Genomic DNA, 15,099 nt, shown 5'->3' on the forward strand with positions numbered 1-15,099 from the left:
TGATCATTCCCCCAGGTCGGCGGCGGTCGGGTAGGACGGCTGAGCCCCGGGCCGCGTCACGCTGAACGCCGCGACGCGGACCGCACGCTTCGCCGCCGAGACCAGGTCGGCGCCATCGGCGAGCGACGCGGCGAGCGCCCCCGCGAAGGCGTCCCCGGCGCCGGTGGTGTCCACGGCTTCGACCTTCGGCGACTCGACCTGGCTCACCGAACCGGCTTCGACGACCACGGCGCCGGCCGCGCCCAGCGTGACGACGGCCGCCCGCGGGCCGAGGTCGAGCAGCTGCCGGAAGTCCGCGCCGGGCCCGGTGAGCCACGCGGCCTCGTGCTCGTTGACCAGCAGGACGTCGAGCTTGGCCAGCGTCTCCGGAGAAAGCTTCGCCGCCGGTGACAGGTTCAGCAGCACCCGCACGCCGCGTTCGGCAGCCCGCGCGACGGCGTGCTCGACGGTCGGGAGCGGCACCTCCAGCGACGCGACCATGACTTCGACCCCGTCGAAGACGGCGTCGACGTCGGCGGGCTCCAGGCTGGAGTTGGCGCCGGGGGACACCAGGATCGCGTTTTCGCCGTCCGGGGTGACGGTGATGTAGGCGATGCCGGTCGGCCGCTCGCTGGTGCGCACGAGACCGGTGTCGACGCCGGCGGCGCGGAGCGAATCGAGCAGCAGCCGGCCGTAGGGATCGTCGCCGACGGCGCCGAGCAGGGCGACGTCCGCGCCGAGCCGGCCCGCCGCGACCGCCGTGTTGGCCCCCTTGCCACCCGGGGACAGGACGGTGTCCCCGCCCAGCACGGTCTCGCCACCCGCCGGCCGCCGATCCACGGCGACGACGAGGTCGGCGTTGGCGGATCCCACAACGAGTACGTCGGAGTTCATACCGCACTGTCCCACGAAAGCCGTCCGACCAGGTCGGGAAGGGTGTACCAGGGGAAAGTGAAGGTTTTTGTAACTTATCCGGCGTTGAGTGCGACAATCATGCGAGCAGCGGATGCCCGTCACCTAATCGGGGGATGCTCGTCCCCCGGACGTCACTTGGCGGACCGGTCCCGCTCTCCAGGTGCGTCATCACGCGAGACGTGATGACGGTGCTCCAGCCGGCGCGAGCCGGACAGGGCATCAGGTCGCCGGCGCCGATCACGTAGCCCCCCGAGTGATCGGCGTCGGCGGCGCCCCGCCCCCTTTCGCGATGACGCTCTTGGCCGCGCCCGGGGAAACTTTCGCTGCCAGCTGCCGCTCCTCGCCGCGACGGAGGATCGCGTGCACCGAGACGTAGTGGCGCGTGGCCCTCTTCGCCGAGGGCTCCGCGATCAACCGGGCGAGTTCGGCGCGTCGCACCCTGATCGGTTCGCCTTCCTCGGGCTGCCAGGTGATCGCGTCGGCGGCCAGGACGAATTCGCCGGGTTGACCCCGGTAGCGCGTCAGGTAGAGCAGCACCCAGATCGCCACGGCGACCGGCAGCGGGATGCCGGGCGGGATGTCGAAGAAGGCCGGCGCCACGAAGTCGGCGATGACGGCCAGCCAAGCTACCCACAGGACGAGCAACCGGCCGCCGGAAGCCTGCTCGGCGCGGACGAGCGTCCGCACTTGGTCCGCGCTCCACCGCCTGACCAGCAGCTTCACCGGGTTCGGCACGCCGAAGCCGCCGCGCCGGACGTTCTTGGACGTCCACCGGACGAGGCCGGGGCGGTACCGCTCGATCGCCGCCGAGGCCTTTTCGGCCTCCTCCGGGGCCATCGCCGAGGACAGGATGAAGCCGTCTTCGGACTTGTGGCGGCAGTCGGGGTTCAGGTTCTTGATCGCCTCTTCGTCCACCAGCGAAACAGCGAGCGCGACCCGGCCGCCGGGCTGCCCGCCGCGGAAGTCGAAGCGGCGGACGTCGTCCCAGGGGAGGACCAGCGTCGTCTTGTCTTCGAGCGGCTGCCGGAAGCCGTCCGGGCCGAATTCGACCCGCGCCGTCACCAATGCACCGTGGCGACGGAGGTACCGCCGCAGGATCGGCCTGGCGCAGAAGCACAGCAACGCCAGCGCACCGAGCACGGGCGAGACCAGGTGCATGACCGGATCTCCGCTCCGCACCCAGGCCAGGGCTCCGGCCGCGGCAGCGAGCACGACGCCGAAGAACGCCATGCACCCGACAGCCGCCCTCAGTTCGGACGGCGTGTTGTGGATCGGCAACCGGACCTGAACCGCGGCCGTCTCCGGCTCGCCGGGAGTCGTCGAGACCACGGCGCTAGATCGACCCGGAGATCCGCTGGCCACCCTGCTGCCGGAAGACCGGTTCGGGTTTCTTTTCGTTGTAGTGGTTCTCGCGGTACTCCTTGTCGGCTTCGTCGTAGGCGCCCGCGGTCTTCTTGCCCGCTTCCTTCCCGGCTTCTTCGCCGAGCGCCTTGGGCAGTTCCTCGAGCCCGTCCTTGAAGACGCCCGGCGCCGCGCGGGCCGCGTCCTGCAGTGCGGCGAGCAGCTTCCGGCCGACCGTCCGGAACAACCCGCTGAGGTGGTTGAACTGGCTGATGCCCTTCTGGAAGGCCCGCATGAGCTTCTTCAGCCACTCCGACATCCGCGAGCCGCATTGGGCGATTTCGGCCGTGCCTTCGCCGGCCAGGCCCGCCGGCGCCGCGGGGCCCGGGTACCGCATGAGGATGCTGATCAGCTTGCCGATGCACTCGGTGAGCAAGTCGCGGAGCACGCTGCGCACGACGTTGAGGATGCTCTTGCAGACGTCGATCAGGACGGAGACGGCCTTCGCGCCGCCCGCCACCCCGGAGTACATGTCGCCGAGGTCGGCGACGAACGCGCGGTACGCGTCTGCGCCTTGCCCTTGCCACTCCGCGCTGTCCGCCTTCACGGTCTCCAGGAGGTCTTTGGCGATGGCGTCGATCTCGTCGCTGATGCCGCTCCACGTCTCCTGCATGACGTCGAGCTGTTCCTGGTTCCCGGTGACCCAGTCGAGTGGGGCGCGCAGGAATTCGACGTGCTCGATCAGCCAGCCGAGCCCCATGCTCGCCAGGCCGGCGATCGGGTCACGGAGGAAATCCATCACCCCCATGGCACCGAAGCCGAGGTTGAGCAGGCCTTCGGTCCAGTCGTCGTCGGCCGCCTTCGTCGCCGCGTCCCAGAAGTCCTGCGCCATCCCGGCGCCTTCGAGCGCCGACGACCCTTCTTCGACCTTCTTCTCGGCTTCGGTCACCAACGCGTTCTCAGTCAAGGTGGATGCCTTCCAAACTCGCCTTGACGTCCTGCTCGCGCCAGTCGACGTGCTGAGACCAGGTGCGCACGCGATCGATCTGCTCCTGGGCCACGTTCTTCGCGTGGCCGATGGAGTCGCTCCCCAGGGTCTGGGCGACGCCGCACAGCGCGCCGAGGCCGCAGGCCTGGCCGATGAGGCCGAACGCCATCGGGTCGACGACCTGGGCCGCCGCGTCCAGCGTCTTCGCGAACCGGTCGACGAACGGTTCGAGTTTCTTGGCGTGGGACAGCAGCTGCTCCGGCTTGATCCGGATGTCGGTCACGGTCTTCCCTCCCTCGTCGTCCTGGTCAGCGCAGGTAGTCGCCGTCGCTGAAGTAGTCGTCGTCGGCGCCGGCCTCGGGCGCGGGACGCGGCGGCGCCGGTTTCGGCTTCGGCGCCGGCGGTTCCTCGGCGATGAAGCGCGCCCCTTCGTTCGCGGGCGCCGCGTAGCCACCGTCCACGAAGCCCTGCGGCTCCGGCTCCGGGAATTCGTGGTGGAGCTGCCGGACCAGCTCGTCCATGGTCTCGGTGCCCGCGATCGACGGCATCCCGGCCTGCACGGCACCCGCCAGCTTGCTCTGCGCGCGCCGGACGGTGCGCAGGATTTCGTCGGCGAGGCTCGCCTTCTCCCGCACCGCGTGCCCGATCTCCAGGCCGACCAGGTTGCCGAGGTGGTTGACCTCGACCGCGATCTGGCCGTCCTGGCTGCGCTCGGACACCGAGACGGCCGCCATTTCGGCCTGCATGCGGTCGCCCCGCTGCTTGGCCTCGGCGATCTTGGCGTCGAAGCTCGCCAGCAGCTGCTCAGGATTCGACACGCGAACCTCCCCTGTTCACGTCAGTAGCCGTACGAGCACCGAGTGTGGCACACCGGTCCGACAGTTTCGGAGGGTTCCGGTTTTCCCCACCCGTCTTTGCGCGCGGCGGCAGGTGCGAGCACCTGACCTGGTCGATTCTCCACACCGTCGGTAACCGCTGGGGTATCGTGCGTGACGCAAGAGGGGAGATCGAACGCGAGGGGAGCGCGGTTCGGTGGGGTTGTTCGGCGACATGCTCGACGCTGCCAAGCACGTCGGGTCGGAGATCGCGCACGCCGTCCAGTCGGGCGGTGAGCGGCTCGGCAACGTCTTGACGGGTGCGGGTGTCGGCCTGCTGGCGGGTGGGCTGCCCGGCGCGGTCGCGGGCGCCTACGTCGGCTCGCAGACCGGCACCGGGGCGGCGAACCCGCAGGCCTCCGGGCTCTCGCCCGCTCAGCTGGTCCAGGCGGTGATGAACGGTCCCGGCACCGAGTCGCTGCAGAAGGTGCACCAGGCGGGCGTCGACCAGTCGGCTTACCAGCGCCGGCTGGAGCAGGGCACGCGCGAGCTGACTTCCGATCTCGAATCCGCGTGGACGGGCGGGGCGTCGGACGCGGCCCGGGAGCGGCTCCGGCCGTTGACGGCGTCGGCGACCTCGGCGTCCACGACGCTGGACCGCAACTCGACGCTGGCCCAGGCGCAGATCGACCAGTTCCACCGGATGAAGAACTCGCTGCACCCGGACGTCACCGACCAGCCGCCGACGCGCAGCGCCTGGGACGTCGCGACGCCGTGGGACACCGACACCGAAGACAAGATCAACCAGTACAACCGGAAGGCGCAGGAGAACGTCGAGCGGTACACCGCGTATTCGCAGCAGTCCAGCTCGAACACCGCGGCCCGGACGATCGACTACGGCCAGCTCCGCGAGTACACCGGCGGCGACTTCACGGTGCAGGACCCGGTCGAGCCACCGCCTCGCAAGCGGACGCGGACCGGTGGTGGCGACGACGACCGGTCGATCGGCCGGCAGGTTCAGCCGCCGCCCGCGGTCCACCCGCCGGTCGCGCCACCGCCGCCGGGGCAGGTCGTTCCACCGAGCCAGGTCCTGCCGCCGGGGTCGCACACGCCCGGCGTGGACGACAGTGTTCGCGCGCAGGGTTACGTGCCGCCGTTGGCGACGCAGTACCCGCCGGGTTACCAGCCACCGACGCCGGGATTCGGCCCAGGGTCCGGTCCCGGTGGTGGGTTCGGTCCCGGTTTCGGCCCTGGCGGTTTCGGGCCGGGCTCGTCGTCGGGCGCGAGCGGCGGCACCGGCGCGGGTGTCCGTGGTCCTGGCGCTTCGACCGGATCCGGCGTCCCGGGTGAAGGACGTCCCGGCGCGGCGGGCGGCGTCCGCGGCGGCGCGGCGGGCAAGCCGGGTGCGCCGGGGATGGGCGGCATGGGCCCCGGCGCCAAGGGTGGCAAAGGTGAGGAGGACGCGGAGCACCAGCGCGCGTCGTACCTGGTGGAGGCGGATCCGGAGAGCATCTTCGGCGGCTCCGACGAGCGGACGGTGCCCCCGGTGATCGGGCTGTGATCTTCCTGCCCGAGAGGGCTCTGCTGACGGCGTGGGAGTGGGAACGGCACGGCCGGCCGCCGGCGGTCCTCGGCGCCGACAACCTCTGGCTCGGCGACGAGACCCGCAAGCGGCTCGACGAGCAGGTCCTCGACGTCCTGACCTCGCTCCGGCTCGCGGCCGGCGGCACGCTGACGCGGGAGTTCCGGGACGTCCTGCGCGTCCTGGCGAAGGGCGTCCACCAGTTCACGGCGTGGCTGGGCGACGTCGAAGCGGACGAATCGGGCACGGTGCTCGTGTCTGCATCGGGGCCGGACGCGCTGCGGCTGATCCGGAAGGACGAGACGGTCCGGATCGACGTCGTCGAGCCGTCGCGGCTCGCGGAGGCGCTGGTGGACGTGCTGCCCCCGGTGCCGCCGGCGCGGATTTCGGCGGTGTCGATCCCGGAGGCGCGGTTCTCGGGCCGCGCGGTCGAGGAGTCGTACGACCTCGACGACCCGACCGCCGACCGCGGGCACGACCCGTTGCCGTGGGCACGCCGGCTGATGGCGGCACGGCGCACGGGGGTGCACCAGTGCTACGCCGTGAACCGCGGCGCTCGCAGCGCACCGATCACCGCGGTGGACGTGGCCGGCACGGGCCGGGTGCTGACGTACGTGTACCCGGGGCGCGAGCGGATGGTCAGTTTTCAGCCGGGCACCCGGGATGCGCTGGCCGAGGTGCTGTGCGCGACCCTGAACGGGTTGGGGGGAGGACGATGACGGGCTCGATCTTCAGCGGGATCGGTTTCTGGGCGACGGATCTGCCGAGTGCCGGGCCGGCCGGGGGGCAGGGGTTCGCGATGAGCTCGGCCGAGATGCGCGCGATGCTCGAAAAGGCCAAGACTCAACGTGACGCGCTCTCCGAACAGTTGCGATCGGCGCGCTATTTGATGATGGCGACACCACCGGCGGAAGAACCGGTCAGCCAAGCGGCGGTGAACGGGCCCAACGGGATCAACGAAGCGGGCGCCTACTACGAGGGCCACTTGCACTACCAGTTCAACTACCTCACGGAGCTGATCCGGAGGTTGCAGCAAGCCCTCGGCATCACCGAAGCCGCGGATCAGCAAGCAGCAGACTCGACCAAGACGATCAAGGGGTCGCTCGAATGAGCCGTCACGTTCTCCTGACCGCCACCGCCGTCGTCGTGGGTGCGGCTTTGCTGACGTCGTGCACGGGAAAGAGCCCGACGAACGGCACGGCGAGCCCCGCACCGACCAGCAACGGCTCCACCGGCAGCGCGGAGCTGCCGAACAGCGGGGCACCGAAGGTCGACAACCCGCTCCCGGCGGCCGTGCTGGACGGCAACCCCTGCGACTCGGCGCTGACGGCCGAACAACTCAAGGGCTACCTCGGGCAACCGAAAGCCCCGAAAGCGAGCGACACCGAACTGGGCCCCACCTGCGACTGGTCCAGCGCCTCGGGTTCGTCCGCCGGGATCCTGGTCGGCTACGACACCAAGTCCGGGCAAGGACTCAGCCTTCCCTACAAGAACGTGAAGCCGAAGGCCGAACGCTGGGTGGACGACCTGGAGCCGATCCAGGGGCATCCGGCGATCGGTTACGTGGACGCCGGAACGACCGACAACCGGGCCTGTGTGATCGTCGTCGGTGTCGCGGACGACCTCACCTACTCGGTCTCGCTGAGCATCGGCGACTCGGCGGTCCAGGCCGGAAAAGACGCCTGCCAGCTCGGGCGGGGCGTGGCCGACACCGTGCTGACCAACCTCAAGGCGCGCGCCTGAGCTGCACCTTTTCGTTACGTCGGAGATCGCGTTAATGCAAAATCTGTCGTACTAAGCACCTAGACTGTTCGGATGAGCCACCCCACTCGGAGGGGTCGCGCGCGTGCGGCTACCGAACAGGACATCCGGCGGACCGCCCGGAAACTGCTCGTCGAGCAGGGGCCGGAGGCGGTCACGCTGCGCGCCATCGCGCGGGAGCTGGGGATCACCGCGCCCGCGCTCTACCGGTACTACGAGTCGCGGGACGATCTGGTCGAGAACCTGCGGCTGGACGTCTGCGCCGACCTGGCCGACGATCTCGCCGAGGAGATCGCCGAGCTGCCGGACGACGGGGTGCTGCAGCTGTTCGCCATCTGCAAGGGCTTCCGGCGGTGGGCGCTCACCCACACGAAGGAATTCACGCTCGTCTTCGCGTCGCCGACCGGGGGGATCGGGTCGACGTCGGGGAGTGCGCTGAGCCGGGTCGACGAGCCGTTCGGGCGGATCTTCCTGGCCGCCGCCGGGCGGGTGCTGGCGCGGCACGACATCGTGCTGCCGTCGGCCAGCGGGGTGCCCGATGAGCTGCGGGACGACCTGAAGACCTTCCAGGAGTCGCTGGTCACCGTGCTCGTCGAGTCCGATCAGGGGGTGCCCGTCGAAAAGATCGACCTCGGCGTGACGTACCTGATGATCCAGTTCTGGGCCCGGCTCTACGGGCACGTCACGCTCGAGGTCTTCGGCAACTACCCGATCCCGATGTCCAAACCGGACGTCCTGTTCGAATCGATGCTCGCCGACCTGGCGCGGGAGATCGGGCTCTACTCCGGTTAGGCCGCGTGGCCGCCGTCCACCGAAAGCACCGCCGCCGTCACGTATTCGGCGCCGGGTGAAGCCAGGTAGGACACCGCCGAAGCCACCTCCGACGGCTTCCCGTAGCGATCGAACGCCGTCAGCGCGCGCTGGTCCGCCGCGTACGGGCCGTCGGCCGGGTTCATGTCCGTGTCCGTCGGGCCCGGGTGGACCAGGTTGACCGTGATGCCGCGCGGGCCCAGCTCGCGGGCCAGCGCCTTGGTCAGGCCGACCATCGCCGCCTTGCTCGTCGCGTACAGCGCCATGCCCGGGCCCGGTACGCGGTCCGTGACGCAGCTGCCGATCGTGATCACGCGGCCGCCGTCGGCCAGGACGCCGGCCGCGGCCTGGGTGGCCGCGAACACGCCACGGACGTTCACCGCCAGCACCCGGTCGACGTCTTCGAGCGCGGTTTCCGTGAAGGCGCCGACGAAGCCGACGCCTGCGTTGTTCACTAGGACGTCGAGCCGGCCGAACTCGGCCACCGCAGCGGAAACGGCGGCCGAAACCGCGGCCGCGTCCGCCGAATCCGCCTGGATCGCCAGCGCGCGGCGCCCGAGGTGCTTGATCTGCTCGACCACCTCGGCCGCCCGCGCGCCGTTGTGCTGGTACGTCAGCGCGACGTCCGCGCCGTCCTCGGCGAGCCGCAGTGCCGTGGCCGCTCCGATGCCGCGGCTGCCGCCCGTCACCAGCGCCACCTTGCCGTCGAGGGTCATCCCCGGTTCTCCTTTGCTCGAGCCGTTTTCGTTGACAGCTCAATCAAATCGAGAACCGGAGACGATCACCGGCAGCTTTCGGACAGCGCGTTACAGGACGATGTTGACCAGCCGGCCCGGCACCACGATGACCTTGCGCGGCGAGCCGCCGCCGACCATCGCCGCGACCTTCTCGTCCGCCAGCGCCGCCGCCTGGACCTCGTCCTGCGACGCCGACGCCGGGACCGTGACCCGGGACCGGACCTTGCCGTTGACCTGGATCGGGTACTCGACCGAGTCCTCGACCAGGTACTTCTCGTCCACCACCGGGAACGGGCCCTGCACCAGCGAATCCGCGTGGCCCAGCCGGTGCCACAGCTCCTCGGCCAGGTGCGGGGCCAGCGGCGCCAGCATCAGCACCAGCGGCTCGGCCAGCTCGCGCGGCGTCGACGCGGCCGCGCCGTACACCTTCGTGACGTGGTTGTTCAGCTCGATCAGCTTCGCGCCGGCCGTGTTGAACCGCATCTCCGCGTAGTCCTCGCGGACGCCGGCGATGGTCTTGTGCAGCACCTTGCGGTCCGCTTCCGAAGCGTCCTCAGTGGACACTCGCAGCTCGCCGGTCGCCTCGTCGACGACCAGGCGCCACAGCCGCTGCAGGAACCGGTGCGCACCGACGACGTCCTTCGTCGCCCACGGGCGGGACATGGCCAGCGGGCCCATCGCCATCTCGTAGAACCGGAACGTGTCGGCGCCGTAGTTCTCGGCCATCTCGTCCGGCGTGACGACGTTCTTCAGGCTCTTGCCCATCTTGCCGTACTCCTGGGTGACCTCTTCGCCCTCGAAGAAGTACTTCCCGTCGCGCTCCTCGACCTGCTCGGCCGGGACGTAGACACCGCGCGCGTCCGTGTACGCGTACGCCTCGATGTAGCCCTGGTTGAACAGCTTCCGGTACGGCTCCTTGGACGTCACGTGCCCCAGGTCGAACAGCACCTTGTGCCAGAACCGCGAGTACAGCAGGTGCAGCACCGCGTGCTCGACGCCGCCGACGTACAGGTCGACGCCGCCGGTGTCGTCCGCGCCGTACTCGCCGGGCCGCGGGCCCATCCAGTACTGCTCGTTTTCCGGCGCGCAGAACGTCTCGGTGTTCGTCGGGTCCAGGTAGCGCAGCTGGTACCAGCAGGAACCCGCCCAGTTCGGCATCGTGTTGATGTCGCGGCGGTACTTCTTGACGCCGTCGCCCAGGTCCAGCTCGACCTCGACCCAGTCCGTCGCGCGCGCCAGCGGCGACGACGGCATCGAGTCGCGGTCCTCGGGGTCGAACGTCACCGGCGAGTAGTCGGCGACCTCGGGCAGCTCGATCGGCAGCATCGACTCGGGAACGGCGTGCACTTCCCCGTCGGAGTCGTAGACCACCGGGAACGGCTCGCCCCAGTAGCGCTGGCGCGAGAACAGCCAGTCGCGCAGCTTGTACTGCACGGTCCCGGTGCCGGCGCCCTTCTCCGACAGCCAGTCGATGATCGTCTTCTTGGCTTCGGCGACGTCCATGCCGTCCAGGAAGCCCGAGTTGATCGCCGGGCCGTCGCCGGTGAACGCCTTGCCGTCGAAGCCTTCCGAGGGCTGCACGGTCCGGATGATGTCCAGCCCGAACTTCTCGGCGAACTCCCAGTCGCGGACGTCCTGGCCGGGGACGGCCATGATCGCGCCGGTGCCGTAGCCCATCAGTACGTAGTCGGCGACGAAGATCGGGATCTGCTTGTCGTTGACCGGGTTCGTCGCGTACGCCCCGGTGAAGACGCCGGTCTTCTCCTTGTTCTCCTGCCGGTCCAGCTCGGACTTCCGCGACGCGGCGACGCGGTACTCCTTGATGGCCTCGGCGGGCGTCGCGGCGCCGCCGGTCCAGCGCGAGTCGACGCCCTCGGGCCACGCGGCGGCTGTCAGCTTGTCGACCAGCGGGTGCTCCGGCGCCAGCACCATGTAGGTGGCGCCGAACAGGGTGTCCGGCCGGGTCGTGAAGACCTCGATCGCGTCTTCGCCGGTCTTGAACGTGACGCGGGCGCCGTGCGAGCGGCCGATCCAGTTCCGCTGCATGGACTTGACCTTCTCCGGCCAGTCCAGCAGGTCCAGGTCGTCGACCAGGCGGTCGGCGTACGCGGTGATCCGCATCATCCACTGCCGCAGGTTGCGGCGGAAGACCGGGAAGTTGCCGCGCTCGCTGCGGCCGTCGGCGGTGACCTCTTCGTTCGACAGGACCGTGCCCAGGCCCGGGCACCAGTTGACCGGCGCTTCGGAGATGTACACCAGCCGGTGGTCGTCGATCACCTTCTTCCGCTCGGACGCGCTCAGCGCCGCCCAGTCACGGCCGTCCGGCGTCGGCCGGGAGCCGTCGGCGAAGGCGGCCTCCAGCTCGGCGATCGGGCGCGCCTTGCCCGCCTCCGTGTCGTACCAGGAGTTGAAGATCTGCAGGAAGATCCACTGCGTCCAGCGGTAGTACTCGGGGTCGATCGTGGAGATGCGACGGCGTTCGTCGTGGCCCAGGCCCAGGCGCCGGATCTGGCGCAGGTAGGTCCGGATGTTCTCCTCGGTCGTCTTGCGCGGGTGCTGCCCGGTCTGGACCGCGTACTGCTCGGCCGGCAGGCCGAACGCGTCGAAGCCCATCGTGTGCAGCACGTTGCGCCCGATCATCCGGTGGTACCGGGCGAAGACGTCGGTGCTGATGAAGCCCAGCGGGTGCCCGACGTGCAGGCCGGAGCCCGACGGGTACGGGAACATGTCCTGGACGAACAGCTTGTCGCTGGGCACCGGCTGCCCCTCGACGGCGAGCGGCCCGACGGGGTTGGGCGCGTGGAAGGTGCCCTGGTCGGCCCAGTGGTCCTGCCACCGCTGCTCGATCTGACCCGCCAGCGCGGCCGTATACCGGTGCGCCGGGACGTCGGTCCCTGTTGTCTCGGTCATCGCCGTCTTCCTTCGCGTATCGAGCTACTCCAGAAACAACTCGACCCCTCAGCCACCAGGGCATGAGGGGTCGCCGCGCCGGCCGGGCCGGGCCCGGTCAGCGCGGCAGGCTAAGGAGCAGCCGAGCCGTGTTCATACCTTCATCGTAACTTGCTGGTCAAAGCCGTTCGGAGGGGACCGCCAGTGCGACGAACTGGGTGACCTGGGTCGCGGAGAAGTTGTTGTCGCTGACCAAGATCAAGCTGCGCTCGCCGTCCGGCAGCTTCGGGCCCCAGGTCATGCCCTCCAGGTTGTCCACAGTGGACAGGCGGAGGTCGGCGGCGTCGAAGAGGAACCGCTTCTTGACCGGTTTGACGTGCTTGGCGCCGGCCAGCGACGGCACGTTCAGGACATTCGTGGCGCCCTTCGTGCCTCGCGGATCGACGGGTCGATCAGCGTCGTCGCCGTCCGGGCGCAGGAGCGGCTTCGTGCCGGTCAGGGTGACGTCGCCGACGCCGTGGGCGGTGACCGGGAACGTCGCCGTGTAGAAGCGGGCGGGGTTGATCGCCGACCGGTCGTCGCAGATCAGCGCGTAACCGCCGGGGTCGCGGCGAGGATTCCCCCGATCAGGGCAGCGGTCAGGACGGTGGACAGTACACGCGGTGACATGGCCTGTAGCACAGTCGATCAGGGTATCCGGCAGGTTGCCGGGACGTCACGCTTATCCTTGACCCCGTGTTCGCTATCGCGCTGGTTCCGGTCGTGCTGGGTCTGCTCGTCGGTTTTGGTGGGTTCCTCGGGTTCCGCGAGCGCTTGACGCGCGAGGGCGGCACCGGGGTGCGCACGGAAGCGGCGCTGCGCAGCGAAGAGGCGTTCAAGCTGGCCAACCGCGTCGCGGGCCTGCCGACCATGGCCGGGGGCGCGATCGCCGTGCTCACCGGGCTGGCCGGGCTGGCCATGCCGACGACCGGGGGCCTGGTTTCCGCCGCGCTCGCGGGCGTGCTCGCGATGCTCGTGCTGGTCATGGGCGGTGGCGTGCTCGGCAACCGGGCCGCGCTGACCGTGCCCGCCCCGGCTCCGGCGGCACCGGCCGGCTGCAGCGGCTGCGCGTGCGGCGCCGGCGGCTGCGGCGTCTTCAAGAAGGACGACGCCTAGTTCCGCTGGAGGTCGCCCGGGTGGGTGGCCAGCAGGGCGAGCGGGATGCCCTGCCGGCGCAGGACCTGGCTCCACAGGTCGCCGTCCGGCGAGGCCAGGATGTCGCTCGGCAGCGCGGGCACGATGACCCAGTCGTCGCGCTCGATCTCGCCGGCCAGCTGCCCCGAGTCCCAGCCCGCGTACCCGGCGAAGACGCGCACGCCGCGGACCTTCGGCACCAGCGCTTCAGGGTCGGTGTCCAGGTCGACCAGCGCGACCGGGCCGCGGACCGCGATCACGCCCGGCACGCTCGCCGCCGTCTCGCCGGTGCGCAACGCGGCCAGGCACAACGCCGTTTTCTTCTCGACCGGGCCGCCGACGAACACGGCCTGCGGCTCGGCGACGTGCCCGCCCCAGTTCGGCAGCACGTCGTGCACCGCGACGTCGCTCGGCCGGTTCAAGACCACGCCGAGCGTGCCCTCTTCGCGGTGGTCGATGACGAACACCACGGTCCGGCGGAAGTTGGGGTCGACCATCGTGGGGGCGGCGACCAGGAGCGTTCCCGGTTCAACCTCGGCGTCCGCTGGCACGCGACCCATGATCCCACCCTTGGCCCGGCGAATTACTTCGGCTCGGGAACAATCGCCCCACGAGCCCCGTTTGAAACATGTGGCCGGCGCACTCCGTGTCCCCCGGGCTCACTGAAGAACCGCCTTTGTGGAATACCGTCCGGCTGGAGCCACACTGCGCATAGCCGCCGAGAGGCGACCTCAGTGCGCCGGCCACCCTCTACTCTGGCTTCGTGACGATCAGCGCCCGGACGGCGACCGCGCGAAGAGGCCCTCGGGAGCTGCTCAAGGACCCGGACTTCCGGCGTCTGCTCTTCACGCGCTTCGCCGCGAGCTGGGGCGACGGCGTCTTCCGCGCCGGTCTCGCGGGCGCGGTCCTGTTCAATCCCGAGCGTGCCGCCGATCCGCTGGCCATCGCGGGCGGGTTCGCCGCGCTGCTGCTGCCGTACTCGGTCGTCGGGCCGTTCGCCGGCGCGCTGCTGGACCGCTGGGACCGGCGGAAAGTCCTGATCTTCGCGAACCTCCTGCGCGGGCTGGCGATCGTCTGCGCGTCCGCCGCCGTCGGGTTCGGCTTCGGCGGGCTCGGCCTGTTTTCGCTGGCCCTGGCCGCGGAAGGCATCTCCCGCTTCATCGGCTCGGGGCTTTCGGCGTCCCTGCCGCATGTGGTGGAGGAAGAGAGCGTCGTGACGGCGAACGCCTTCGCCACGACGCTCGGCTCGGTGGTCGCGGTCATCGGCGGCGGCTGCGCGATCGGCTTGCGCGCGCTGTTCGGCAGCAACGATGTCGGCTCGGCGGAGACCACGGCGTTCGCGGTGCTCGGCACGCTGGTCTCGGCGTTGATCGCGCGCGGCTTCGCCCGCGGCGTGCTCGGCCCGACGGTGGTGGACGAGCCGACGAACCCGGTGCTCGCCGTCGCGCGCGGGCTGGCGGACGGTGCCCGGCACGCCTGGCGCGCGCCCAGTGTCACCGCCGGCTTCATCGCGCTGTTCGCGCACCGGGCGTCGTTCGGGGTGTCGCTGCTGGTCACCGTGCTGCTGATGCGCAACTACTTCACCGACCACGGCGTCTTCCGCGCCGGCCTGCCCGGGCTCGGGCAGATGGCGGTCCTCGCCGGAGCCGGGTTGCTGCTGGCCGGGCTGCTGACCGCGCGGCTCATCCGCCGGTTCGGGCGGCTGCGCGCGGTGCTCGGGTCGTTGCTGTTGGCGGCGATCGCCCAGTCCGCGCTGGGCCTGCCGATGCTGCTGCCGCTCGCGCTGGTCGCGTCGTTCGTGATCACCGGGGCGGGGCAGGTGCTCAAGCTCTGCGTCGATTCGTCGATCCAGCTCGACGTCGCGGACGAAGCCCGCGGCCGGGTGTTCGCGCTGTACGACACGCTGTTCAACATCACCCAGGTCGCGGCGGTTTCCCTGGGCGCGCTGGTGGTGCCGGACGACGGCCGTTCGCCGGGCCTGCTGATCGCCGCGACGGTCTGCTACCTCGTCGGCGGAGCGGGGTACGCGCTCGCCCGGCGGCGTGCGATTCGCTGACGCAAACACCCGAACCGGTCACGAGGACTGCTCCATTGGCATTAGGGTGACGG

15 protein-coding genes and 1 pseudogene are annotated in these 15,099 nt (G+C 70.4%); 7 read left to right on the forward strand and 9 right to left on the reverse strand.

Annotation, left to right across the window (positions count from 1 at the left end):
* Positions 1-3: 3 nt before the first annotated feature.
* The 5 genes from ACWEVN_RS15055 to ACWEVN_RS15075 all read right to left on the reverse strand — a co-directional run bounded on the left by ACWEVN_RS15055 (position 4) and on the right by ACWEVN_RS15075 (position 4,041).
* The gene (locus ACWEVN_RS15055; protein WP_449682986.1) at positions 4-873 is read right to left on the reverse strand and encodes a ribokinase; all 870 of its coding nucleotides are present in this window, start codon (positions 871-873) and stop codon (positions 4-6) included.
* 258 nt (positions 874-1,131) lie between these two features.
* Positions 1,132-2,223, reverse strand: coding sequence for a hypothetical protein (locus ACWEVN_RS15060; RefSeq protein WP_452051606.1), 1,092 nt, complete (start codon positions 2,221-2,223; stop codon positions 1,132-1,134).
* 4 nt (positions 2,224-2,227) lie between these two features.
* The gene (locus ACWEVN_RS15065) at positions 2,228-3,184 is read right to left on the reverse strand and encodes a WXG100 family type VII secretion target (protein WP_452051607.1); all 957 of its coding nucleotides are present in this window, start codon (positions 3,182-3,184) and stop codon (positions 2,228-2,230) included.
* Between the two features lie 10 nt (positions 3,185-3,194).
* Complete coding sequence (locus ACWEVN_RS15070; RefSeq protein WP_452051608.1) at positions 3,195-3,506, reverse strand: hypothetical protein; 312 nt, start codon at positions 3,504-3,506, stop codon at positions 3,195-3,197.
* A gap of 25 nt (positions 3,507-3,531) precedes the next feature.
* Positions 3,532-4,041: a YbaB/EbfC family nucleoid-associated protein gene (locus tag ACWEVN_RS15075; protein WP_452051609.1), complete on the reverse strand. Its 510-nt coding sequence runs from the start codon at positions 4,039-4,041 to the stop codon at positions 3,532-3,534.
* A gap of 214 nt (positions 4,042-4,255) precedes the next feature.
* On the opposite strand from ACWEVN_RS15075, the gene ACWEVN_RS15080 reads away from it, so the two are divergent.
* The 5 genes from ACWEVN_RS15080 (at position 4,256) to ACWEVN_RS15100 (ending at position 8,173) form a co-directional block, all read left to right on the forward strand.
* Positions 4,256-5,599, forward strand: coding sequence for a hypothetical protein (locus tag ACWEVN_RS15080; RefSeq protein WP_452051610.1), 1,344 nt, complete (start codon positions 4,256-4,258; stop codon positions 5,597-5,599).
* The gene (locus ACWEVN_RS15085; RefSeq protein ID WP_452051611.1) at positions 5,596-6,339 is read left to right on the forward strand and encodes an ESX secretion-associated protein EspG; all 744 of its coding nucleotides are present in this window, start codon (positions 5,596-5,598) and stop codon (positions 6,337-6,339) included. Before ACWEVN_RS15080 ends, ACWEVN_RS15085 begins: the two co-directional genes overlap by 4 nt.
* Positions 6,336-6,731, forward strand: a complete 396-nt coding sequence (locus ACWEVN_RS15090) for a hypothetical protein (protein WP_452051612.1) — start codon at positions 6,336-6,338, stop codon at positions 6,729-6,731. Before ACWEVN_RS15085 ends, ACWEVN_RS15090 begins: the two co-directional genes overlap by 4 nt.
* A complete protein-coding gene (locus ACWEVN_RS15095) occupies positions 6,728-7,363 on the forward strand; it encodes a DUF3558 domain-containing protein (RefSeq protein ID WP_452051613.1) in 636 nt (211 codons plus the stop codon). The genes ACWEVN_RS15090 and ACWEVN_RS15095 overlap by 4 nt, the downstream gene beginning before the upstream one ends.
* Positions 7,364-7,435: 72 nt before the next feature.
* Positions 7,436-8,173 carry a TetR/AcrR family transcriptional regulator gene (locus ACWEVN_RS15100; protein ID WP_449682995.1) on the forward strand — a complete coding sequence of 246 codons (738 nt, stop codon included), beginning with the start codon at positions 7,436-7,438 and terminating at the stop codon, positions 8,171-8,173.
* On the opposite strand, the gene ACWEVN_RS15105 is transcribed toward ACWEVN_RS15100, so the two are convergent.
* From ACWEVN_RS15105 to ACWEVN_RS15115, 3 genes and pseudogenes are all read right to left on the reverse strand, one after another.
* Positions 8,170-8,907, reverse strand: coding sequence for a 3-oxoacyl-ACP reductase family protein (locus ACWEVN_RS15105; RefSeq protein WP_452051614.1), 738 nt, complete (start codon positions 8,905-8,907; stop codon positions 8,170-8,172). The genes ACWEVN_RS15100 and ACWEVN_RS15105 overlap by 4 nt on opposite strands.
* Positions 8,908-8,997: 90 nt before the next feature.
* Complete coding sequence (leuS, locus tag ACWEVN_RS15110; protein ID WP_452051615.1) at positions 8,998-11,838, reverse strand: leucine--tRNA ligase; 2,841 nt, start codon at positions 11,836-11,838, stop codon at positions 8,998-9,000.
* Between the two features lie 157 nt (positions 11,839-11,995).
* Positions 11,996-12,486, reverse strand: a pseudogene (locus ACWEVN_RS15115) (esterase-like activity of phytase family protein).
* A gap of 66 nt (positions 12,487-12,552) precedes the next feature.
* Between ACWEVN_RS15115 and ACWEVN_RS15120 the strand changes: the two are divergent.
* Positions 12,553-12,972 carry an SdpI family protein gene (locus ACWEVN_RS15120; protein ID WP_310968375.1) on the forward strand — a complete coding sequence of 140 codons (420 nt, stop codon included), beginning with the start codon at positions 12,553-12,555 and terminating at the stop codon, positions 12,970-12,972.
* On the opposite strand, the gene ACWEVN_RS15125 is transcribed toward ACWEVN_RS15120, so the two are convergent.
* Positions 12,969-13,550: a YqgE/AlgH family protein gene (locus ACWEVN_RS15125; protein WP_176173866.1), complete on the reverse strand. Its 582-nt coding sequence runs from the start codon at positions 13,548-13,550 to the stop codon at positions 12,969-12,971. The genes ACWEVN_RS15120 and ACWEVN_RS15125 overlap by 4 nt on opposite strands.
* A gap of 203 nt (positions 13,551-13,753) precedes the next feature.
* Between ACWEVN_RS15125 and ACWEVN_RS15130 the strand changes: the two genes are divergently transcribed.
* Entirely contained in the window at positions 13,754-15,046 is a 1,293-nt protein-coding gene (locus ACWEVN_RS15130; RefSeq protein WP_449682998.1) for an MFS transporter, read from the forward strand.
* The last annotated feature ends 53 nt before the right edge of the window (positions 15,047-15,099 follow it).

This window comes from Amycolatopsis sp. NPDC003861, assembly GCF_053605405.1.

What these genes read in the sequence shown, in the direction of transcription:
- ACWEVN_RS15055 (WP_449682986.1), bottom strand. Translation starts at nt 873, where the DNA reads ATGAACTCCGACGTACTCGTTGTGGGATCCGCCAACGCCGACCTCGTC.
- ACWEVN_RS15090 (WP_452051612.1), top strand. Translation starts at nt 6,336, where the DNA reads ATGACGGGCTCGATCTTCAGCGGGATCGGTTTCTGGGCGACGGATCTG.
- ACWEVN_RS15095 (WP_452051613.1), top strand. Translation starts at nt 6,728, where the DNA reads ATGAGCCGTCACGTTCTCCTGACCGCCACCGCCGTCGTCGTGGGTGCG.
- ACWEVN_RS15100 (WP_449682995.1), top strand. Translation starts at nt 7,436, where the DNA reads ATGAGCCACCCCACTCGGAGGGGTCGCGCGCGTGCGGCTACCGAACAG.
- ACWEVN_RS15105 (WP_452051614.1), bottom strand. Translation starts at nt 8,907, where the DNA reads ATGACCCTCGACGGCAAGGTGGCGCTGGTGACGGGCGGCAGCCGCGGC.
- leuS (WP_452051615.1), bottom strand. Translation starts at nt 11,838, where the DNA reads ATGACCGAGACAACAGGGACCGACGTCCCGGCGCACCGGTATACGGCC.
- ACWEVN_RS15125 (WP_176173866.1), bottom strand. Translation starts at nt 13,550, where the DNA reads ATGGGTCGCGTGCCAGCGGACGCCGAGGTTGAACCGGGAACGCTCCTG.